The 20616-nt window shown below is 64.2% G+C and carries 14 protein-coding genes; all 14 read right to left on the reverse strand.

Going from position 1 to position 20616, the window contains the following annotated elements:
- Positions 1 to 2: 2 nt before the first annotated feature.
- The 14 genes from I7X13_RS15100 to I7X13_RS15165 all read right to left on the reverse strand — a co-directional run bounded on the left by I7X13_RS15100 (position 3) and on the right by I7X13_RS15165 (position 20573).
- Complete coding sequence (locus tag I7X13_RS15100; protein ID WP_198067398.1) at positions 3 to 1232, reverse strand: glycosyltransferase family 61 protein; 1230 nt, start codon at positions 1230 to 1232, stop codon at positions 3 to 5.
- A gap of 54 nt (positions 1233 to 1286) precedes the next feature.
- On the reverse strand, positions 1287 to 2498 hold the full coding sequence (locus I7X13_RS15105; protein ID WP_198067399.1) for a glycosyltransferase family 61 protein: 1212 nt from the start codon (positions 2496 to 2498) through the stop codon (positions 1287 to 1289).
- A gap of 51 nt (positions 2499 to 2549) precedes the next feature.
- Positions 2550 to 3500 carry a GDP-L-fucose synthase family protein gene (locus I7X13_RS15110; protein WP_198076133.1) on the reverse strand — a complete coding sequence of 317 codons (951 nt, stop codon included), beginning with the start codon at positions 3498 to 3500 and terminating at the stop codon, positions 2550 to 2552.
- Positions 3501 to 3550: 50 nt separating this feature from the next.
- Complete coding sequence (gene gmd, locus I7X13_RS15115) at positions 3551 to 4666, reverse strand: GDP-mannose 4,6-dehydratase (RefSeq protein WP_198076134.1); 1116 nt, start codon at positions 4664 to 4666, stop codon at positions 3551 to 3553.
- 276 nt (positions 4667 to 4942) lie between these two features.
- Complete coding sequence (locus I7X13_RS15120; protein WP_198076135.1) at positions 4943 to 7636, reverse strand: Ig-like domain-containing protein; 2694 nt, start codon at positions 7634 to 7636, stop codon at positions 4943 to 4945.
- Positions 7637 to 8256: 620 nt separating this feature from the next.
- A complete protein-coding gene (locus tag I7X13_RS15125) occupies positions 8257 to 9537 on the reverse strand; it encodes a hypothetical protein (RefSeq protein ID WP_198076136.1) in 1281 nt (426 codons plus the stop codon).
- Complete coding sequence (locus tag I7X13_RS15130) at positions 9534 to 10463, reverse strand: alpha-1,2-fucosyltransferase (protein ID WP_198076137.1); 930 nt, start codon at positions 10461 to 10463, stop codon at positions 9534 to 9536. The genes I7X13_RS15125 and I7X13_RS15130 overlap by 4 nt, the downstream gene beginning before the upstream one ends.
- Before the next feature lie 134 nt (positions 10464 to 10597).
- On the reverse strand, positions 10598 to 11437 hold the full coding sequence (locus I7X13_RS15135) for a glycosyltransferase family 2 protein (RefSeq protein WP_198076138.1): 840 nt from the start codon (positions 11435 to 11437) through the stop codon (positions 10598 to 10600).
- Between the two features lie 36 nt (positions 11438 to 11473).
- Complete coding sequence (locus I7X13_RS15140; RefSeq protein ID WP_198076139.1) at positions 11474 to 12811, reverse strand: glycosyltransferase family 4 protein; 1338 nt, start codon at positions 12809 to 12811, stop codon at positions 11474 to 11476.
- Positions 12808 to 13848 (reverse strand): nucleotide-diphospho-sugar transferase, encoded by a 1041-nt coding sequence (locus tag I7X13_RS15145; RefSeq protein WP_198076140.1) that lies wholly within the window; start codon positions 13846 to 13848, stop codon positions 12808 to 12810. Before I7X13_RS15145 ends, I7X13_RS15140 begins: the two co-directional genes overlap by 4 nt.
- Complete coding sequence (locus I7X13_RS15150) at positions 13817 to 15145, reverse strand: O-antigen ligase family protein (RefSeq protein WP_198067408.1); 1329 nt, start codon at positions 15143 to 15145, stop codon at positions 13817 to 13819. Before I7X13_RS15150 ends, I7X13_RS15145 begins: the two co-directional genes overlap by 32 nt.
- Before the next feature lie 190 nt (positions 15146 to 15335).
- On the reverse strand, positions 15336 to 16448 hold the full coding sequence (locus I7X13_RS15155; protein WP_198076141.1) for a glycosyltransferase family 4 protein: 1113 nt from the start codon (positions 16446 to 16448) through the stop codon (positions 15336 to 15338).
- A 15-nt stretch (positions 16449 to 16463) separates the two neighbouring features.
- Entirely contained in the window at positions 16464 to 18128 is a 1665-nt protein-coding gene (locus tag I7X13_RS15160) for a lipopolysaccharide biosynthesis protein (protein ID WP_198076142.1), read from the reverse strand.
- Between the two features lie 60 nt (positions 18129 to 18188).
- Positions 18189 to 20573: a polysaccharide biosynthesis tyrosine autokinase gene (locus tag I7X13_RS15165; protein ID WP_198076143.1), complete on the reverse strand. Its 2385-nt coding sequence runs from the start codon at positions 20571 to 20573 to the stop codon at positions 18189 to 18191.
- Positions 20574 to 20616 lie beyond the last annotated feature (43 nt).

Consider the following 20616-nt stretch of genomic DNA (forward strand, 5'->3'; position numbering starts at 1 on the left):
CCTCACGCACTCACTGGCTGGCGCAGGGCCATTTCCACGGCTTGGCGAAGCGCATTCAGGTCCACGGTGAGGTCGTCCTGGCGGTCGGCGGTAGCGCGCTGGGCCGAAGCCGATTCCAGGGCGCAGATGATGGGGTAGTGCGGCATGCCCAGGCGGGCCGTGAGGTCGAGGTAGTCGGGCACCACCAGGTTGCGGGGCAGCAGCTCGATGAGCGGCGTGCCCTCGGCGCAGAACATGATGTTGACCAGGCCCGCACCCACCGGCCCCACCACCGCCCGCGCCCCGGAAAACAGGGCTGCTTTCTCGCGGAAGCTCAGCTCGGTGAGGGCGTAGCTCTCGAAGCCGTACTCGGCCAGCAGGGCTTCCACCTCAGCCTCGTTGCGCACGCGGCGAAAGGCGGCATCGCGCCGGCTCACGTACACCAGCGGGCTGAAGCGCGTGGCGCGGGCTGCCCCGGCCGCTAGGGGCCGGAAGGCATCCTTCATAAACTCAGCGGCCCAGCGCGGGGCGTGGCGGCCAGTGCCTCGCACCGGCGAGGTGAGCAGCAGCCGCTGGGCGCGCAGGTGCGTGGTGGTTTGCAGGTCGATAATCTGCTCGCTGCGAATGCCCAGGGCCAGCAGCGTTTCCATCACAAAGGCCTGCTCGCGGCTGTAAATCAGGAAGTAGTCGATTTCATCCCACAGCCCGGCTTCTTCCACCAGATGCAGGCGGGGCAGCGAGTCGAGCAGCCAGTGGTAGTAGTTGCCCATGGCCGCGCCGCCGCCCGAAAGCAAGCTGCACACCGTGCCCGATACCTGGCCCGGCGTGCGGAAATAGCGCTGCCGGAAAATGGGGTTTTCCGCTGGGGGGGCTACCGCGAAATTGCCCGCCGAAAACTGCAGCGACACATCGCCCACCAAGTGGTTATCGGCCGCCACCACGGCAATGGTACCGAAATTGTCGGCGTTGATGCGGGCATTGGGCAGCATCAGCACGAAGGCGGGGGCCACTTCTTCCTGCTCGGCAATGCGGTCGTAGTAAGCCGGGGCCAGCGATACAAACTCGTCGGGTACGGTAAGGTGCGAGGTATAGCCGGGGTACACTTCCACGTAATGCGCGCCGCTGCCGGGCTGGGCGGCCAGGGCTTTGGCGGTAGGGTGCACGCCGGTGGGGCGCAGGTGCTCGTTGTGCGGCACCAAGTCCCGCAGCAGCCGGCCGGTGCGCCGCTGGGCTCGGGTAAGGAGGTCTTGCATAGTCAGATAAGTTTGCTGGTGGGAGGAGTGTAGCCCGAATGGGGGTGCCGGGCCTCACAACACCTGGTGCAGGCAGCTGCTCAAGGCGTTGAGGTCCACGGTGAGGTTTTCGCGCCAGCCGGCGCGGCGGGAGGTAATGGGGCCGTCGGCGGCATCGGCCACGAGGTAGCGGTGGCGGTGGCCCAGGCGGTAGCACAGCTCGGGGTACTCCACCACCGTGAAGTGCTTGGGGAACAGCTCGACCACCGGCGTGCCAGCCGGAGCAAACACCAGATTGGCCAGGCCCGCACCGGTGGGGGCTACCACGGCCCGCGCTCCGGCAAACAGTGCCAGCTGCTGCTCAAAGCTGTAGTCGCTCAGCACGTGCGTCTCGAAGCCGTAGGGCCGCAGCAGGGCTTCCACGTCGGGCTCGTTGAGGACGTGGCGGGCGGGGGCGTCGCGCCGGCTCAGGTACACGTAGGGGCTGAAAGTTTGGGGCACGGCGGCGGCGGCGCGCAGCTCGTCGCGCAGGAAGGCGCAGGCCCACTGCGGGGTGTGGGTGCCCGCGCCGCGCACGGCCGAGGTCACCAGCAGGCGGTCGGCCACGAGGTGGCGGTGGGTGCGCAGGTCGAGCACCTGCTCGGGCCGGATGCCCAGGGCGCGGAGCGAGTCGGCCACGAAGCGCCGCTGCCCATCGTACACCAGAAAATAGTCGATTTCATCCCACAAGCCCGCTTTTTTGAGCAAGTGCAGGCGGGGCAGCGAGTCAATCAGCCAGTGGTAGTAGTTGCCCACGGCGGCCCCGCCGCCCGAGAGCAGGCTGGCCACCGTGCCCCGCACCCGGCGCGGCTCCGAGAACCAGCGCTGGGCAAACACGTTGTTGTCCTCTGGCCGGGCCAGGTCCGAGCGTTGCGCATCGTATTGAAACGAGGCATCGCCCACTAACCGGTTGTCGGGGCTGATGATGGCCACGCTCAGGGCGTTGTCGGCTAGCAGGCGGCCCTCCACCAGGCTCAGCACGAAGGCGGCCGGGGTGTGCTCCACGCGGTTGGGCTTGGCGTGCAGGCCGCCGTAGTCGGTGGTGTGGGCATACAGGTCGGGCGTCACGTTCAGGTACGACACCTGCGCGGGGTACACTTCGGTGTAGCTGGTCCCGCTGCCGGGGCAGGCGGCCAGGGCGCGGCTGCCGGGGTGCACGCCCACGGGCCGCAGGTGCTGGCGGCGGGGCAATAGCTCGCGCAGCAGGCGGCCCACCCGCTGCCGCCCCCGGTTCAGAATATCAGGCATTTTCACAGCAGAAAAAAGCTAAAGGCGGGAAGAGAAGGGGTGGCGGCCGGGCTATTCCACGGGCTGGCCCTGGCCGGCGGCCTGCCACTCGGCCGAAGCCAATACCTGGCGCAGGCCGGCTTTTAGCGAGAGGCGGTGGCGCCAGCCCAGGGCGTGGATTCGGCTCACGTCAAGCACTTTGCGCATGGTGCCATCGGGCCGCGAGAAGTCGAAGTGGATTTCACCCGCGAAGCCCGTGAGTTCGGCAATCAGCTCGGCCAGCTCGCGGATGGACAGGTCCTGGCCGGTGCCGATGTTCACGGGGGCGGCTTCGTCGTAGTGGTCCATCAGGTAGAGGCAGGCCTCGGCCAGGTCGTCCACGTGCAGGAACTCGCGGCGCGGCGTGCCGGTGCCCCACACGTCCACGCGGGGCCGGTTGTGCTGCACGGCTTCCTCAAACTTGCGCAGCAGGGCGGCCATCACGTGCGAGCTTTCCAGGTCGTAGTTGTCGTTGGGGCCGTAGAGGTTGGTGGGCATCACGGTGATGAAATTGCAGCCGTACTGCTCGCGGTAGGCCTCGCACATCTTCAGGCCCGCGATTTTGGAAATGGCGTAGGGCTCGTTGGTGTGCTCCAGCGGACCGGTGAGGATGTATTCCTCCCGAATGGGCTGCGGGGCCAGCTTAGGGTAGATGCACGACGAGCCCAAGTACAGCAGCTTGCGCACGCCGCAGCGGTGGCTTTCGTGCAGCACGTTGGCCGTAATCATCAGGTTTTCATAGATGAAATCAGCCCGCATGGTGTTGTTGGCGTGGATGCCGCCCACCTTGGCGGCGGCCAATAGCACGTATTCGGGCCGGGTTTCGGCAAAAAATCGGCCCACGGCGGCTTGGTTGGTCAGGTCGAGCTGGGCCGAGGTGCGGGTGATGAGGTTGGTGTAGCCCCGGCGCGTGAGTTCGCGCAGCAAGGCCGAGCCCACCATGCCGCGGTGCCCCGCGACGTAGATGCTGGAATTCTTTTCCATGAGTGATAAAGCGAAATCGAAACGATGCAACGGCGCGGTCGCGGGGCCAGCTACTCGTCGTGGTAGCTGAGCACGGCGTGGCCGGCTTCGAGCAGCACGGTGTCGCGCCGGAACAGGGTCAGGTCGCTCTGCACCATGTCGCTCACCAGGCCGGCCAGGTCGTAGTTCGGCACCCAGCCCAGCTCGGCACGAGCCCGGCTGGGGTCGCCGATGAGCAATTCCACCTCGGTGGGGCGGAAGTAGGCCGCGTCCACGGCCACCACTTCCTGGCCGGGGCGCAGCTGGTAGTCGGGGTTGTGGCAGGCTACCACGTAGCCCACTTCGGCCACGCCCTCGCCCGCGAAGTCTACTTCAATGCCCAGCTCGGCAAAGGCCAGCCGCACAAACTCGCGCACCTTGGTGGTCACGCCGGTGGCAATGACGTAGTCGCGCGGCTGGTCCTGCTGCAGCATGCGCCACATGGCTTCCACGTAGTCTTTGGCGTGGCCCCAGTCGCGCTTGGCGTCTAGGTTGCCCAGGTAAAGCTTGTCCTGCAAGCCCAGGGCAATGCGCACCACCGCCCGCGTAATCTTGCGCGTGACGAAGGTTTCGCCCCGGCGTGGGCTCTCGTGGTTGAATAGGATGCCGTTGCAGGCATACAGGCCGTAGGCTTCGCGGTAGTTCACCGTAATCCAGTAAGCGTAGAGCTTGGCCACCGCGTAGGGCGAGCGCGGGTAAAACGGCGTGCTTTCGCGCTGCGGCACTTCCTGCACCAGCCCGTACAGCTCCGAGGTGCTGGCCTGGTAGAGCCGGGTTTTCTTGCCCAGGCCCAGAATGCGAATAGCTTCCAGCAGGCGCAGCGTGCCCAGCCCGTCCACGTCGGCCGCGTACTCGGGCGTGTCGAACGAAACCTTGACGTGCGACATAGCCCCGAGGTTGTAAATCTCATCGGGCTGCACTTCCTGCACGATTCTAATCAGGTTCGTGGCATCCGACAGGTCACCGTAGTGCAGCTTGAAGCGCACGTCCTTCTCGTGCAAATCCTGGTACAAGTGGTCGATGCGGTCGGTGTTGAACATCGACGAGCGGCGCTTGATGCCGTGTACTTCGTACCCTTTAGCCAGCAGCAACTCGGCAAGGTAGGCCCCGTCCTGGCCCGTGATTCCAGTAATTAATGCGCATTTCATAAGCAGCGGTTAAAATGAGGTAGGAGATGACTTTCGGGTACCCCGGGATAGAGAAGGTGATAGCAAGATAGTAATTTATATCAACATTCATATATTGTTCATTGATTAATTTATTTTTTCGACAAATAAAACCCGATATTATACCGATATACCGAGGAGCGGTTGTGGTGCCGGCTACAAAGGCCGCGCTACAGTGCATTGCCCCGAAACCAAAAAAGCCTGGCCGCAGGGGCCAGGCTTTTGAGCAGGTGCGCGATGCGCAATTGAGAGAACTGACTAGGGCAGCGGGGTAGCCTGTTTCCAGAGCTCGATGCCCGAGAGGTTGGCCATGCCGCCGGTGGTGGCAATGTTCACCGTGCCATCGGTCACGTTGGCCGTGAAGGGGCCGAGGCGGTCCCAGTGGCCGGCCGAGCCGCTGTTGTAGCCGCTCAGTACGGTTTTGCCTTCGAGCGAGATGTTGAAGGTCTCAGCACCGTTGTCCTCCCATACGTAGAGGTACACGCTGTAGGTGCCGCTCGATACGCCGCTCAGGGCGATGCCGGTGCTGCTGCCGTACATCGACGAGCGAATCATGCTGGCACGGGTGGCGTCGGTGGCGGGCGTCAGGGTCACGTTCTGGTTCGAGAAGGTGGAAACTCCGGTGGCGCGGAAGTTGGAGGCGCTGGCGCTGGCCGCCCAGCTCTTGCCGTCGAGGGTGATGGCGCCACCGCCCAGGTTCACGGCCCGAACGAAGGTGGGCGGGGTGGTGGTCGGCGTGGTGGTCGTGGGAGCGGTAACGGTTACGCTAACGGCGGCCGAAGTGGTAGCAACAGCGGCGTTGTTGGTAGCGCGGGCCGTGAGGCTGAGCGTACCGGCCGTGGTGGGCGTGTAGCTGAAGGTATAAGGAGCCGTCAGGTCTTCGCCGAGCTTGGTTACGCCGTTGAAGAACTCCACTTTCGTGATGGTGCCGTTGGTGGAGGCGGCCGAGGCCGTCAGGGCGAGGGCCGTGCCTACGGTGCCGGTGCTGGGGGCGCTTAGGCTAACGGTGGGGGCGCTGGGCGTGGTGGGCGTAGTCGTGGTCGTGTTCTGCTTCCAGATTTCGATACCCGACAGGTTGTTGTTGTTGGAGCTCACCGTCCCGATGTTGATGGTGCCGTCGGTCACGTTGGCCGTGAAAGGGCCGAGGCGGTCCCAGTGGCCGGCCGAGCCGCTGCTGTAGTTCGACTGCACGGTCTGGCCTTCGAGGGTGATGTTTAGAGTCACGGGGTTGTTATCTTCCCACATGTAGAGGTACACGCTGTAGGTGCCACTGGCCACGCCGCTCACGGCAGCGCTGATGTTGGGGTCATACACCGAGGAACGAATCATGTCGGCACGGGCGGCGTCGGTGGCCGGGTTCAGCGTCACGCTCTGGTTCGAGAAGGGTGAGCCGTTGATTTGGAAGTTGCTGGCGCTGTTGCCGTCCTCATAGCTCAGGCCATCGATGGTGGTGGCCGTGCCGCCTACGTTAATGGCCCGCACGAAGGTGGCGTTGGTGGGCGTAGTGCCCGTGGTAGGCGTGGTCGGTGTGGTTGTGGTCGGAGCCGTTACGGTTACCGAAGAAACGGCGGTCGAAGTAGCGGCACCGGCGTTGTTGGTAGCGCGGGCCGTGAGGCTCAGGGTGCCAGCTGCCGTGGGCGTGTAGCTGAAGGAATAAGGAGCCGTCAGGTCTTCGCCGATTTTGGTAGCGCCGTTGAAGAACTCCACGGTGGTGATGGTGCCGTTGGTCGAAGCCGCGGTGGCCGTCATGTTCAGGGCAGTGCCTACGGTGCCGGTGCTGGCCACGCTCAGGCTAACGGTGGGGGCGCTGGGGGCAGTAGGCGTAGTGGTGCCGCCGCCGCTGGTGCCGCCCGCGCCGAGGGTGATGCCGTTCTGCGAGAGTTTCTGCGTCCAGAAGGTCCATTCAGCCTGCTCATCGGCCAGCGTCAGCGGACGGTCGGCAATGTGCGTGGTGCTGGTGCAGGTGGGGCAAGCGCCGGGGCTGGTGTCCTGGCGGTTCACGTAGGGCGTGTTGCCGCCCTGGTAGAAGAAACCAATGAAGTTATTGGTCATGTCGTTGTTGAAGAACACCGAACCCGACTGCTGGTAGGCGTTCCAGAGGCCGGCGGCAGCGTAACCGGCGGGCATCTTCGAGCCGTCGGGCAGCAGGCCGCAGGTCACCATGCGGTTATTATAGTAGTGGTTGTCGTGGCCCGAAGCAATGTTCATGGCCGCGCAGGTGCTCACCAGCTGGTTGTTGTAGCCATTGATAAAGGCCGTGGCCCCGCTGGCCGTCTGGGCGTCGCCGTCAATCGTGATGCCCGAGCCCGTGTAGCTCGACCCCGTGGCAGGGTAGGGGTAGGCGCCCTGCACGTAGTTGTCGTGCAGTTTCAGCGGGCTGCCCGAGGTGCCCGACGAGTTGTAGAAGTTAATGTTGTCCTCTACCAGCGACTGGTTGGGCTCGTTGATAATCTCGTTCCAGGCCACTTCGGCGCCGGGCACGTTCAGCGCACCGTTCACGCCCAGGAAGTTGCAATAGGTGCCGCCGCCGTTGCGGTAGCGGCCGTCCAGGTTTTTCGACTGGTTGTAGCGGATGGTGTAGGTCTGCGACGTAGTGCCGCTGCCGCCCCACTGGTAAATGTCGATGCCCGTGGTGTGCTCGAAGTAGTTGTGCTCAATTACCAGCGACTTGGCCGAGTTCACTTCCACGAAGCGGCCGTGGCGGCGGTTGTCCACGGTTGGGGTCTGGCCGTAGGCCTTGTTGTTGCGGATGATGAGGTTGTCCCCACCATTCTTACCGTCGATGATATCGCCGGGACCTACCAATACGCAGTTCTCGATAACAACGGGTTGCGTAGTCTGAATCGTAATAACCGGCACATCAGAACTGGTGCTACGGTAATTGCCACTATAGGTACCGCCCTGCGTAATCGTAAGAGGGCCGGAATAAGTAACGTTAGGAGCTTGCGCCATTACTGGGTTCACGCTAGGTGCTACCGCGAGGAAACAACCAATAGCTGCAGAAAGAATACCAGTAAGGGGGCGTGATACAGGGGAAAGAGCGAAGGTGTGCTTGAGATTTTTTTGCATTCTTGAAAAACTTGAAACGAAAAAAATGATTGGCATTGGCCCCTTCAACCCAGCCAAAAATCTATTTGTTCCAAGCCTTCTGATGGAATTTGTTATATATCATAAAATGCAATTTAAAATTGCGCTCCAGCGCTGGTGCACCCGTGGGACAGTTTTCTCAGCTTGGGAATGCCGCCTTTATAACCGCCGATTTGCCCGATAAAATTCATCAAAGCAGCCTCTGTAAAGCCCATTTAAACTTAATAGGGGCTTGTTGATTGCTTTGCAATGGCTCGTGGTTCCGCTGACGAAGTTCCCCTTTTCCAGAGCTATAAATGCTGCCTAACGGCGTATTCAACTAATATATATGATTGTTTAAACTAATTATTTGAGCTTAATAAAATTTTATAAACTTGACAAAGTGCAATAGTAATCAGGTTGTAGTGTTTAATATATGCAATATTATATTTTAAGCTGAAGTCGGCCAATACTTAATATTAATTGAATTAATTCAAGTCTGGCTATTACTGTAGTTTTGGTCTGAATGACGTCAGGATGCTCCGTAGGGACCCGCTATCGGCTCTGAGGGGCTGTTGAGGGGGCATTCTGGGCAGGGCCGAGGTGGCTGCCGGCCCCACGTGCACGTGCTGTGCCCGCAGCTTGCGCTGCCACAAGGCCCATTCGGCCTGCTCGGTTTGTAGGGTAACGGGGTTGGGCAGGTGGGTGGTGGCGGTGCAGGTGGGGCAGGCGCCGGTGCTCAGGTCCTGGCGGTTGGGCAGGGGCGTGCTGCCGCCCCAGTGCACAAACCCCACCACGTTGTCGCTGACGTGGTTGTGGAAAAATACGGTGGGCGGCTGCTTGTAGGCGTTCCAGACGCCAATGCCGGCGTAGTTGGCCGCCAGGCGGGTGCCATCGGGCAGCAGGCCGCTGGTGATAATGCGGTTGTGGTGGAAGTGGTTGTCGTGGCCCGAGGCGATGTTTAGGGCCGCGCAGGTGCTCACCAGCTGGTTGTCGTAGCCCTCCACCCAGGCCGTGGTGGTGATGGGCGCCCGGCCGGTGCCATCCAGGGTGATGCCCGAGCCGGCGTAGGTGTCGCTGGTGGCCGGGATGGGGTAAGCACCCTGAATGTAGTTGTCGTGCAAGCGGGCCGGACTGGTGCGGGTGCCGCCCGAGTTGAAGAAGTTGATGTTGTCCTCGACCAGCGACTGGTTGGGCTCATTGATGACCTGGTTCCAGGCCACTTCTATGCCGGCCAGGTTAGGCAGGCCGTTCAGCCCCAGAAAGTTGACCGGCGTGCTGCCGCCGTTGCGGTAGCGGCCGTCGATGTTGCGGGCCGAATTATAGCGCACGGTGAGGGTTTGGGCGGGGGTGCCGTCGCCGCTCCACTGATAGATGCTGATGCCACTGGTGTGCTCAAAATAGTTGTGTTCGACACGCACGGATTTGGCCGAGTTGGCTTCCAGAAAGTGCCCGTGGCGGATGTTGTCCAGGCTTTGGGCCAGGCCGTAGCCCTGACAGTTCACTATGGTGAGCTGCGCCCCGCTCCGGGTGGCCTCAATCAGGTTGCCGGCCCCGGCCAGCACGCAGCCGCTGAGCGTGACGGGCTCGGTGGTTTGAATGCTCACGCAGGGCAGGCTGGAATCAGTGCTGCCGAACGTGCCCGTGTAGGTGCCGCCCTTACGGACAATGAGCTGGGCCGGCCCGCTGGGGTGCCGCCCACAGGCCGACGCCAGGCCCGCACCGGTCAGGGCCAGCAGCACAAGGGCGCGGGCCGCCGGGCGCGGCCAGAAAGTGGGCAGGCTCATACTAATGCTACTTTTTCCGATTCCCAGCGCACAGTTTCCTGGTCTTCGAATACCACGAACTGCTCCAGCGACTCAACGGGGTGGTCGGGGCCGTGCAGGTGGCAGAGCGGCACCCGGCCGTAGAAGGAGGCCCACATCGAATACGTGCTCAGCGGGCCGATGATGTAGTCGCAGCCGGCCAGGGCGTACAGGTCTTCTAAGGGGTGGTCAGTCGAGCGGCCGGTTTCGAACTCGGCAAAGTCTTCGGCCGGAATGGGCTCGTTGGAAAACAGCAGGAAGCGCACCCGTGCATCGGCCGGGAACAGGGCGCGCATTTCGCGCATGGCCCGCACGTAGGTAGCGTTGGTGTAGAGGTAGGCCCCGCCGTACCAGCCGGCGTAGTCGCCCCGCCGGATGTGCACGCCCACCAGCACGTCGGCGTGGGCGCGGTTGGTGGCAATTACCTGGGCCACGGCGTCGCGGTGCGGCTTGATGGGGCGGAAGAAGCGCCGCAGCAGGTCGGCGTGGCGGGCGAAGTTGGGCTTGTCGCGGTACTGCCAGCCGTGCACCACCAGATGCTGTGGGCCCTGGGCCTGTGCCAGGTATTCGGGACTATTGAGGTCGACATCGCCGGTGGGCAGGTCGCCTACGAGGCGCACGCCCAGCAGGCGCGGCAGCCAGGGCAGGCGCAGGAGCACAGGCGGCCCCACGCGCCATTGCAACACACGGTGGAGTAAGTCGGGCACGGGCTGGTCGGGGTTGAGACGCACCGGCAGGCGGCCAAAGAAGCTGGTGCGCTGGCCCACCGTGCCTTCAAAATAAGGCGCGTAGCTTGCGAAGGCCGGAATAGCCAGCTCGTAGTCGTGCTCTACGGCATTGACCAAAAAGTGCGAGGTGAGCAGCAGGCAGTTGCCGAAACCGTGGAGGTCCTGGGTAAGAATAACCATAGCGTAGGGAAGGGGTTGGAAGTGAAAGGAAGCGGGCGCTTCTCATTCCGACGCAGAAGGAATCTGAGAGCTTTTGTTAGCTATATTTTACTCAGATTTCTCCTGCGTCGGAATGACTGTTTTGGCAATGACCATCAGTGCAGGAAATACCCGGCCAGTCGGCGGGCGTACCCGTTCAGCAGGAAATAAGGCAGGTAGGGGCGGGGGCAGTTTTTGAGGGAGAAATGCGTGAAGTTGCGCAGGTTGCCGCCGCCCCGAATACCGAACAGATGCTGCAAATACCCGCGCAGCGTGCGCTGGCGGCGGGTTTGCTCCTGGCCGCTTTCGTCGGGGTAGGTGCTAAGGCGGGCATCGTAGTTGCAAAACACTGGGAAGCCGTGGCGGCGGGCCACGCTGGTGTAGTCGAAATCGGCCAGGTAGTGCGGCAGGCGCTTCTCATCGAACAGGCCAATGGCCTCGATGACGGCTAGCGGGATGAGCAGGCCCCGGCCCGGCAGGTACGTGACGGGGTGCAGGCCGTGGCGCTCGGCGGGCGTGAGCTCGCGCAGCAGGTCGTGGCGGGTGTTGGTGCTCCAGTCCAGCCGCTCGCCGCCGTACACGGGCTCACCGGTGGCGGCGTCGAGCTCCAGCGCGCCCAGCACGGCGGTGGGGTGCTGGTCGGCGTAGGCCAGCATCCGCTCGATGAAATCGGGCAGGGCCAGTACGTCGTTGTTCATGGTGAGCACGCGGGTGGCACCCAGGGCCAGGGCGCGGCGGATGCCCGCATTCACGCCGGCCGTCCAGTAGAGGTTGCCGTCGCCAGTCACCACTTCCACCTCCGGAAACTCATTGGCCAGCACTTCGGCCGTGCCATCGGTAGAGCCGTCATCAACCACCACAACGCGGAAGTCGGTGCGGGTTTGCAGCCGAAGCGAGTTCAGACAGGCGCGGGTGTAGGGCAAGCGGTTGAAAACCGGAATGACAACGTACAGCATAAAAAGGCTTGCAGAAAAAGGGTGGGAAGGTGGAAATCAGGATGACAATTGGGATTGCACGGCTTCGGGGCGGTGCTTGCGGCGGCGCAGGCGCGAAAGTGGCAGCCCGCGCCGCCGGCCCAGCGTGAGCGGCTGGCCGGCCGGGGCCAGGTTCAGGTTGTGCAGCATGGTCAGGAGGCGGTCGAGGCGCTGGGGCCAGGTTTGGCGCAGGGCAAACTCGTAGCCGGCGCGGCCCATGGCGCGGCGCGCCTCGGGGTGGTCGTACACATATTCCACGGCCCGGGCCATGGCGGCAGTGGCCACGGCCGGCGACTCCACCGATACCTTAATAGCGGCCGCATCTGGCAGAAAGGTGCGGGCCCCCTGGTGGTTGAGTGTGATGATGGGCAGGCCCGTGGCCAGCGCTTCCATAAACTGCGAGGCGAACGAATCGCGCAGCGAACCGAACAGAAACACGTCGCTGGCAAGCATGGCGGCGTGCACTTCGGCCCAGGGCACGCTGCCGCGCCAGGTCACGCGGCCCATCAGGCCGTATTGGGCAATCCAGCCGGGCACGAGGTCGCGCATCGGCCCATCGCCCAGCACGGTGAGATGGAATCGCACCCGCTTATCGACCTGCGACAGCGCATCGAGCACCAGCGGCAGGGCCTTGTTGGGGTACAGCCGTCCCACCCACAGCAGCTGCAGCTCGGGCTGCGCCGGCCGCTCCGGAAACTCGGCCGCCCGGAAGGCTTCCGACAGGCCCGTATCGAGAAAAAGCTCCACCCGCCGGGCTCCCAAGCGCCGGGCCAGGTTGGCCGACTCATCGTTAGAAGCTAGCACCAGGGCGGCGTGGCGCAGGTTTTGGCGCAGGTTGTAGTCGAACGTGGTGAGCACCCAGGTGAAGGCCGAGCGCAGGGTTTCAGTCTGGAACCAGTCGGGCAGGTACTGGCGGAAGGCGATGGGAGCTTTCTGGGCGCCGCCCACCGGGCCGTACACCAGCGGCTTGCCCAGCCGCCACAGCCAGGAGCCCATTTTCAGGCTGCTGTAGGTGGCGTGATGCACCAGGTCAAAGTCGTTTTCCTGGTCCAGCCGCCGCGCCATCCGCCAGGCCGTGTATTGCCAGATGAAGTAGTGCAGGTACACGCCAAACTGCCAGCGGTACAGAAACTGCACCCAGCCGGGCACCTTGGGGTAGAGGAACTGAATGCGGCCGGCCGCGCCCTCGTGGGTATTGTTGGCGAGGAAGGTGGCAATGCCCAGCCGGCCATACGGGGTAGTGAGGCACCACACGCGGTGGCCGCGCTGCGCCATGCCCCAGGCCCAGTGGAAGCCGTTGCCGCACTCGCCGCCTTGGGCGGGGTTGCAGGCGTAGGAGGAGACGAGAACATTCATGACGACAATGCAGAAACAGGGTGAGGATGAGCAACCGGAGCCGCCACGGGCCGGGGCGGCGAGACGGGGGCAGTACTAGTTGCCGGGAGCAGCCGGGCCAGTAGCCGCCGCGCCGTGGCCCAGGCGCGGCCGGCCAGGTGCTCGCGGAAATGGCGGGCGTCGCGGCGGGCATCGCGCAGCACCACGGGCGGGTGGCGCAGCGGAAACGCCAGCTCGTGCGCGGCGGGGTGGGCGTCCTGGTCGTGGGGGTCGAAGGTGTGAGTGGCGTCGTCGCCGAAGCCAATGTTGGTGACCAGATTCACCGCCGGAATAATGGTGAGGCCGCCGTTGCAGGCCACCGCGAAGTGCCACTGGTAGTCCCAGATGTGGGGCGGCTGCGGGCCCAGGCGCACGGCCTCAAACTTGCGCAGCCAGTACTGCCGCTCCAGCCAGGCGGGGTAGATGTTATCCAGCTCGCCGCGCCGGCGCAGCTCGGTGAGCAGCGTGAGGTGCAGGTCGAAGTGCCGCCAGGCGCGCCGCCAGGTGGCCCAGCCCCAGCTGTGCACCCGCCCCGAGAAATGGTAGGAGTCGGCCTCGGGCGCGGCGGGCTGCCGGGCCTCGCAGGAGAGGTTGTTGCCACTGATGTGCATCACGCGGCTGTCGTAGCGGTAGCGGCGCAGCAGCTGCTTGCAAAAACTGAAAAAGCTGGCCGTGGGCAGGCAGTCATCTTCCAGGATAATGCCTTCCGGCTCTTGCTGAAAGAACCAGTCGATGGCCGTGGCCGGCCCCAGGCCGCAGCCCAGGTTATCGTCCCGGAACAGCGTCCGGACCGTGCAGGGCCAGTCGACTTCGGCTGCTATCAGGGCGCGGGTTTCACGGCAGAGGGCGGCATCGGCCGGGCGGCTGGGGCGGGGGCCATCGGCCGCTACGTAGAGGCGGGCGGGCTGGGCCTGGCGCAGGGCTTCCAGCACGCGCCGTGCCGCCTCGGGGCGGTTGAACACGATGAGCAGCACGGGCGTATCCCGCTCAGGGGCGGGCGAGGTCGGGAGCGTGGGCATGGCGGACGGTGGCAAATGAATCGAAACGGGGCAGGCGGGCCGGTTGTGGGACGGTCGGCGCGGGCACGGGCATCCGGCCGGGCTCGGCGGCCGCAGCCAGCGAGAGGCCCAGCAGCCCGAAGAAGTACAGGGGCCAGTCGTAGGAAATGCTGTAAACCAATGAGCTGATGCTGTACACGATGAGCACCGCCGAAGTGGGCGGCAGCGGGGCGCGGCTCAGCAGGCGGCGGCCCAACAGTAGCAGCGGCACCGCCACCGTGAGCAGCAGCCCGAGAATGCCGAAATAGAACAGCCGGTCGACGTAGAAGCTGTGGAAATGGTGGCCCGTGCCGTCGGCCCACACCTGCACCTGGCCGCCGCCATCCTCGGCCAGCGTGTAGAACTGCACCGGCAGCTCAAAGCCTTTCAGGCGCATGCCGGCAATGGGGTATTCTTCCAGAAAGGGCTTATAAGCCTCGAACTGCTTCAGGCGCCAACTGCCGGTGCCCTGCTTGTCGGGGTGCATGATGTCGCCGATGCTGGTTTCCAGCTTCTTCACCACTTTGGGGTCGCTGAGGGCCACCAGGCCGCCCGAAACCAGCACAAACAGCGGCAGCAGCACCATGGGCAGCAGCCGGGCCGAGCTCAGGCGGGCACCTTCCACGCGGCCCAGCAGCAGCAGCCCCGTGTTCAGGGCCAGCGCCGCGCCCATGGCCACCCACACCGAGCGGTGCTGCAGAAAGATGACCAGCGCCGCCCCCATAAAAAACAGTATCAGGCGCATCATCCCGCCTCGCGTCAGGTACTGATTGAGGTAGTAGAGCGTGGGCAGCAGCAACATCATGGCCGACGTGGAAGCAAACCCCCGCTCGTTGTCGAGAAAGGCCGACAAACTCAGCGCATCGGGGTGGTACACGGCCAGGTCGGCCAGCAGGCCCAGCATCACGGTACCCATCAGCAGGCCAAACGGTGGCGGCCCAAACCGCCGATAAAACGCATACAGGCCAAACACATGGCTTAATATCAGTAGCTTGGCGAAGACGTGCGGGTACACCATCCACGTGCCCCAGCCAGCGTATGACTCCAGCGCCAGCCCGCCCAATGCCGCCACCACCACCAGAAACCAGCGCCGCATCAGCGGCTGCATATACCGGAAATACAGCACCGAAAAGCCGCAGGAAGTAGCCAGCAGCAGCAGCCCAAATTTGGCCAGCACCGGCGAGCCTTCATCGGCCAGCGCAAACTCCGTGAAGGCCCGGTCCGTGATGAGCCCCCCCAGCACCGGCAGCACGTACAGAAAGCGTAGACTTAGCTTCATCTTGGAGTTTGGGTTTTTTTGAATGTTCATGCCGTGGTGTGCCGTTCGCTGGAGCCTCACCTTTGGCCCCTCTGCAGAAAAGAAAGGATACCGGCCTGGCTGTAGCGTAGACTCTGCGAGTCCGCGCATCGCACGGAGTAGTTCGGTCAGGCAGGCGCGGACTCGCAGAGTCCACGCTACAGACTTGCGATTAGCAAGCCACCATCGGCGAGTCCTCTCGGGCTTCCTCGTACACGCGGTGCGTATCGGCCACAGTGCGGTTCCAGGTGAAATCACGCACCCGGTCCTGGCCGCGGCGCACCAGAATCTGCCGCAGGGCGCGGTCGTAGAGCACGCGGTCTAGCTGTTCGTGCAGTTCGTCGGCATCGTGCGGGGCGAAGTAGAGGGCCGCGTCCTGCGCGATTTCCGGGAAGCACGAGGCGTTGCTGAGCACCACCGGGCAATGCTGCCCGAAAGCTTCGAGAATGGGAAATCCGAACCCCTCGTACAGCGACGGAAACACGAAAGCCCGCGCTCGATGGTAGAGGTGGTGCAGCTGGCCATCGGAGAGGTAGCCGAGTTGGTGGGCGTGCCCGGCTATGCCGGCCTCGCGCAGCTGGGCCATTTCTTCTTCGGTGAAGGGGCCGCCGCCGGCGCAGAGCAGGTGCAGGCCGGGGTACTCGACGTGCAGCATCCCGAAGGCCTTCACCAGGCAGCCGAAATTCTTGTAGGCCCGGCGGCTGCCGATGAAGAGCAGGTAGTCGTCGGGCGCGGCCACGGCCTCCTCGTAGGGGTAGTGGCGCACGGCGTGGCCGTGGTGCACCACGGTCACGTGGTCGGGCGGCACGGGCAGCAGGCGCAGCACGTCGGCCCGGGTGTTTTCCGATACCGTGATGATGCGGGCGGCGCGGCTGGCCAGCGTGCCCAGCTCCGGGCCGGGGCGCTGGTAATACTCGCTGAACAAGGCCGGAATCATGTCGTGAATGGTGATGACGAACGGCTTCTTGCCCAGCAAATCCAGAAACCAGGTTTGGTCGTTCACGGTGGGGTGAAACACGTCGAACTTCTGCCGCTGAATGGCCTTGCACGAGGCCCGGCGGTTGGCGTACTGCATCATGCGCCACAGGCCGGGCACCTGCACGCCGGGCAGCAGCCCGAGGTGGCGGGTGTGCTTGCGGTCCTTCAGGTAAATGTTGTTGCTGAGCACCACGGGCAGCTCGCAGGATACCTCCGGCCCGGCGTGGTCGATGAGTTCGTAGAAGTAGCGGGAAACGCCGCCCACATCCTGGATGGAAAACGTTTCGGGTTCGTACAGGATTTTCATAGCTGGGGCAGGGAGCTAGGCAAGCTCGGTTTCAGCGGTGGAGAAATGGGTGGGTTGGGTCTCGGCCGGCATTTCGGCTTCCAGTTCGATGGCAAGGGCGGTAGCGGGGGCGGGCACCATGGCCGGCGCATCGCCGGCCTGCCGGGCCAGGCGCGCGGACATGGCGTGCAGCAGGCGCGGTATCAGCTTGTCGGAGGCCGTGGCGTGGGGGCCGGTGAGGCGGGCCAGCAGAGCGCGCATCACGGTGCGCAGCTGTACCGGCGGGCGCACCAGCACCAGGGCGGCCAGTACCACGGCTCCGGTCAGTACCTCGGCCACCAGCACGGCCAGAGCGGGCGCGTGCAGGGCCAGCAGCCCCAGCCGCACCGCCCCAATGGCCCCGGCCGCCACGGCCCCGGCCAGCACCCCCGGCCCGTAGGCCCCAATCACCGCGAAGGGTGCCGCACCCAATTCGCGTCGCATGATATTGGAATAGAGGGCAGTGCGCAGCAGTTCGCAGCCCACCATGGCCCAGGCCACGCCCACCAGCCCAAACTCGCTGCCCACGAACAGCAGCACGGCCAGCGCCGCCAGGCACACCAGCGTGAGCAGCAGCTTGTGGCTAAGGGCGGCCGTGGCATCGCACACCACCCCGGCAAACATGGTGATGGCGCTCAGCACATACGTCACGCTGATGACCTGCAGAATGGGCACCGCCGCCAGCCATTTCTCGCCCAGCATCACGTGCACGATTTCCGGGGCGGCCACTACCGCGCCGGCGCACACCGGCGTAATTATCATGGCCACCAGCGTGATGCTGCTCAGATATACCTCGCGCAGCCGCGCCCGGTTGGCCTGCACCTGGCTGAAGGACGGGAACACCACCTTCGCCACGTTGCTGGAAAGCAGGTACACCGGCAGGCCAATCAGCAGCCCGCCGCGCGTGTAGATGCCCAGCGCCGCCGGCCCCAGCAGTCGCCCAATCAGCAGCGTGTCCAGCGACTGCGTCACGAACTCCACGAAGCTGATGGCCGACATCCGGCTGCCGTAGGCCAGTAGCGGCTTGTAAGCCTCCCAGCTAAACAGCGGCCGCAGCGTGTGCCGCACCGCGCCGTAGGCCAGGATGCTCATTATCAACCCCTGGCCCAGCGTGGCGCTCACCAGCGCCCACACCCCGAACCCCTGCCAGGCCAGCACCATGCCCAGCCCCAGGTAGCTTATCAGGAACGAAGCCATCTCGAAAATGGCCAGCGCCCGGAAGCGCATGGCCCGGTGCAGCAAACTCATGGCCGTGCCATTCAAGCCACTAAACAGGATGCCCAGCGCCAGCGCCCGCACCACAGGCACCACTTCGGGCTGGTGCACGATGGTGGCCGCCAGCGGCGCGCCCGCCACCAGCAGCCCCGCAAAAAACACCCCCAGCACCACCGACGACGTGAACGCCGCCCGCACGTCGCGCTCCGTCAAATCGGGCTTCTGAATGATGGCCCGCTCCATACCCATCTTGGCGAAATACACCCCGAAGCGCAGAATGACGCCCGCCAGCGCCACCAGCCCGAAAGCGGCCGGGCTCAGCAGTCGCGCCATCACGGCGGTGTAGCCCACCTGCAGCACCGAGTTCACGATGGTGGCCGTCATCGTCCACTTCACACCATTGACGGTGGCCACGGTCAGGTTTTCAGGTTCGTCGGTGGAAGCCATTTTGGGTGGTGAATTTTTGGCGCTCAGCATGACCGTACAAGGGGATATTTGTCAACTGCCTCAGTACCCATAGGCATAAGCCTTCTGCTTATACCGGTACTCGTAGTTGCGGCTGAAGTGCATGTCGTTGATAATCATGTAGAGCTGCTTGATGCGCTGCGACTGGTGCAGCTCGTTTATCTGGTTCACCAGGGTGCGCTCGGTGTAGTTGTGGCGCACCACGTAAATGTTGGCGTCGAGGAAGCGTACCAGCACGAAGTATTCGGCCACGAAGCCCACCGGCGGCGTGTCGAGCACCACGTAATCGTACTCGGCGCGGAGCTGGGTGATGAGCTCGGCCATGCGCGGGCGCTCCAGCAGCTCGGTGGGGTTGGTGGGTATCTGGCCGCAGGTTATCACGTCGAGGTGGGGGATGCCGCTGGGGCGGCAGGCTTCTTCCAGCGTGCTTTCCTCGCGCAGGTAGCTGGCCAGGCCGTGGGCCGGCACTGGGTCGAGGTCGAAGTAGCCGGCCACGGTAGGGCGGCGCAGGTCGGTTTCCACCAGCATCACGCGGCGGCCGGCCATTGCTAATTCGGTGGCAATGTTCACGGCGCAGAAGGTTTTGCCCTCGCCCGGAATCGACGATGTCACGCCCAGCACCTTCTTATCCAGCCCCGCCGCCAGGTACTGCAGATTCACCCGAATGGAGCGGAACGACTCCGCAATCGGCCCTTTGGGGTCCTGCAGCATCGTCACCTTGTCCTGCTTCGAGCCGTGCGCTACCACGCCCAGCAGCGGAATGCTGGTGACCTCGGCCAGGTCCTCGCGGCCCTGAATGCGGCGGTTGGCCTTGTCCAGCAGCAGCACCAGGCCAGTGGGCAGCAGCACGCCCGCCAGGGCGGCCATCAGCCAGGCCAGCATCGGCTTGGGCGACTCCGGCCCGGCGCTGGTTTGCTGCGCGGGGTCGATGATTTTCTTGTCCGTTGCATTCGTGGCCAGCGCGATGGCGGCCTCGTTGCGCTTGTCCACCAGGAAGTTGTAGTTCTTCTCATTGAAGTCGCTGGTGCTTTTCAGCGAGGTCAGCTGCCGTTCGCTTTCGGGCATCTGGCTCATTTGGCCGCGTATCTGGCCCAGTTGGCTGTCGAGGTCGCGCAGGGCAATGTCGTTGGCCTGGCTCATGTTGGCCAGGGTTTGAATGAGGGACTCCTTAGTGTTGCGGATGCGGCCGTCGAGCACGGTCAGCAGCGGGTTTTCGCCGCTGGCGGTGGCGCTCAGCTCGGCCCGTTTCTCGTTCAGGTTACTGAGCTGCATTATCAGGCTGTTGAGCACGGGGTCCTCGATGCCCGCGCTGCTGGGCGAAGCCACCTGGCTGGCGTTGCGGTTGGCGCGCAGGTAGCCCAGCATGTTCTGGTAGTACTTGCGGCGGGTAGCTACCTGGGCGCGGTCGGCTTCGAGCCCGCTCATGCGTTGGATGCCCGTGCTCGACTGCGCGGCCACGTCCAGCACCCCACGCGTGGCCCGGAAGGTGGCCAGCGCCTCGGCCGACTGCCGCCGCTGCCCCGAGAGCTTGTCGATTTCCTGGTTCAGAAAGGCCAGCGTTTTGCGGCCGGTCTGGTCCTTTTCGCGCAGGTCTTCGGCGATGTACTGCGCCATCAGCGTGTCCAGAAACTGCGTGCCCTTGGCCGAAACCGTGTTTTTGGTCGTCAGCTCGATGATGCGCGACTCGTGGTCGATGGGCCGCACGGCCAGGCTGCCCTGGTACTGGCCGGCCGCGCCGTTCAGGTCGTTCAGCACGAAGTAGTAGGCCGCCGGCTCCTGCCCAAACACCATGCTCGGGTCCTTCTGAATAACGGCCGTGAGCAGCCGCGTGCGCACGGTGTCGCCCCAGGCGGCCGTTTGGTCCACATTCACATCGGAGATATCGGAAATCCGCTCGCTGGTGGGCAGGCTGAACAGGGCACCTTTTTTGGCCGTGGCGCGCAGTCGGAAGCGGCCTGGCCCGGCCGGCTCCACGTAAATGGGCACCCCCGTGAGCTGCGGTGCCTGCAAATCGACCCACACCCGAAACGGCACCGCGCCCACCGCCCGCTCGCGCACCTGCAGCGGCCGCAGCTTGTTCAGCCAGGTGGTGGGCTGGGCGAAATAGCTCACCGCGTAGGGCAGTCGGGCCACGGCCTGCCGCACAAACTCGGCCGAAGTGAGCACGCCCACTTCGTCCTCCATTTTTGGACCTTTCTCGTGCACCTGCAGCAGCTGGAGCAGCTCCTGGGCCTGTTTCGAGCCGGTGCCCTGGTCGCCGAGCAGCATGGTGGAGCGGAAGGCATACACCGGCGCCTTCACCTGCAGATATAGGTAGGCGCAGCTGCCCGCCAGTACTAGCGCCAGCACAAACAGCGGCCAGCGGGTGCGCAGCTTAAAAAACAGCGCATGCAAATCAATCTCATCAGGAGCGGGCCGGGTTTCCATAGTCAGAAGCAGAAATAGGGTGGGGCGAGCAAGCGGGCGCAGG

The sequence above is a fragment of the Hymenobacter negativus genome, from assembly GCF_016056375.1.
Lineage (GTDB): Bacteria > Bacteroidota > Bacteroidia > Cytophagales > Hymenobacteraceae > Hymenobacter > Hymenobacter negativus_A.

Coding starts and splice junctions, on each gene's coding strand:
- I7X13_RS15110 (WP_198076133.1), bottom strand. CDS start 3,500: ATGGAAAAGAATTCCAGCATCTACGTCGCGGGGCACCGCGGCATGGTG.
- I7X13_RS15165 (WP_198076143.1), bottom strand. CDS start 20,573: ATGGAAACCCGGCCCGCTCCTGATGAGATTGATTTGCATGCGCTGTTT.
- I7X13_RS15155 (WP_198076141.1), bottom strand. CDS start 16,448: ATGAAAATCCTGTACGAACCCGAAACGTTTTCCATCCAGGATGTGGGC.
- I7X13_RS15135 (WP_198076138.1), bottom strand. CDS start 11,437: ATGCTGTACGTTGTCATTCCGGTTTTCAACCGCTTGCCCTACACCCGC.
- I7X13_RS15120 (WP_198076135.1), bottom strand. CDS start 7,636: ATGGCGCAAGCTCCTAACGTTACTTATTCCGGCCCTCTTACGATTACG.
- gmd (WP_198076134.1), bottom strand. CDS start 4,666: ATGAAATGCGCATTAATTACTGGAATCACGGGCCAGGACGGGGCCTAC.
- I7X13_RS15130 (WP_198076137.1), bottom strand. CDS start 10,463: ATGGTTATTCTTACCCAGGACCTCCACGGTTTCGGCAACTGCCTGCTG.
- I7X13_RS15150 (WP_198067408.1), bottom strand. CDS start 15,145: ATGAAGCTAAGTCTACGCTTTCTGTACGTGCTGCCGGTGCTGGGGGGG.
- I7X13_RS15140 (WP_198076139.1), bottom strand. CDS start 12,811: ATGAATGTTCTCGTCTCCTCCTACGCCTGCAACCCCGCCCAAGGCGGC.
- I7X13_RS15145 (WP_198076140.1), bottom strand. CDS start 13,848: ATGCCCACGCTCCCGACCTCGCCCGCCCCTGAGCGGGATACGCCCGTG.
- I7X13_RS15125 (WP_198076136.1), bottom strand. CDS start 9,537: ATGAGCCTGCCCACTTTCTGGCCGCGCCCGGCGGCCCGCGCCCTTGTG.
- I7X13_RS15100 (WP_198067398.1), bottom strand. CDS start 1,232: ATGCAAGACCTCCTTACCCGAGCCCAGCGGCGCACCGGCCGGCTGCTG.
- I7X13_RS15105 (WP_198067399.1), bottom strand. CDS start 2,498: ATGCCTGATATTCTGAACCGGGGGCGGCAGCGGGTGGGCCGCCTGCTG.
- I7X13_RS15160 (WP_198076142.1), bottom strand. CDS start 18,128: ATGGCTTCCACCGACGAACCTGAAAACCTGACCGTGGCCACCGTCAAT.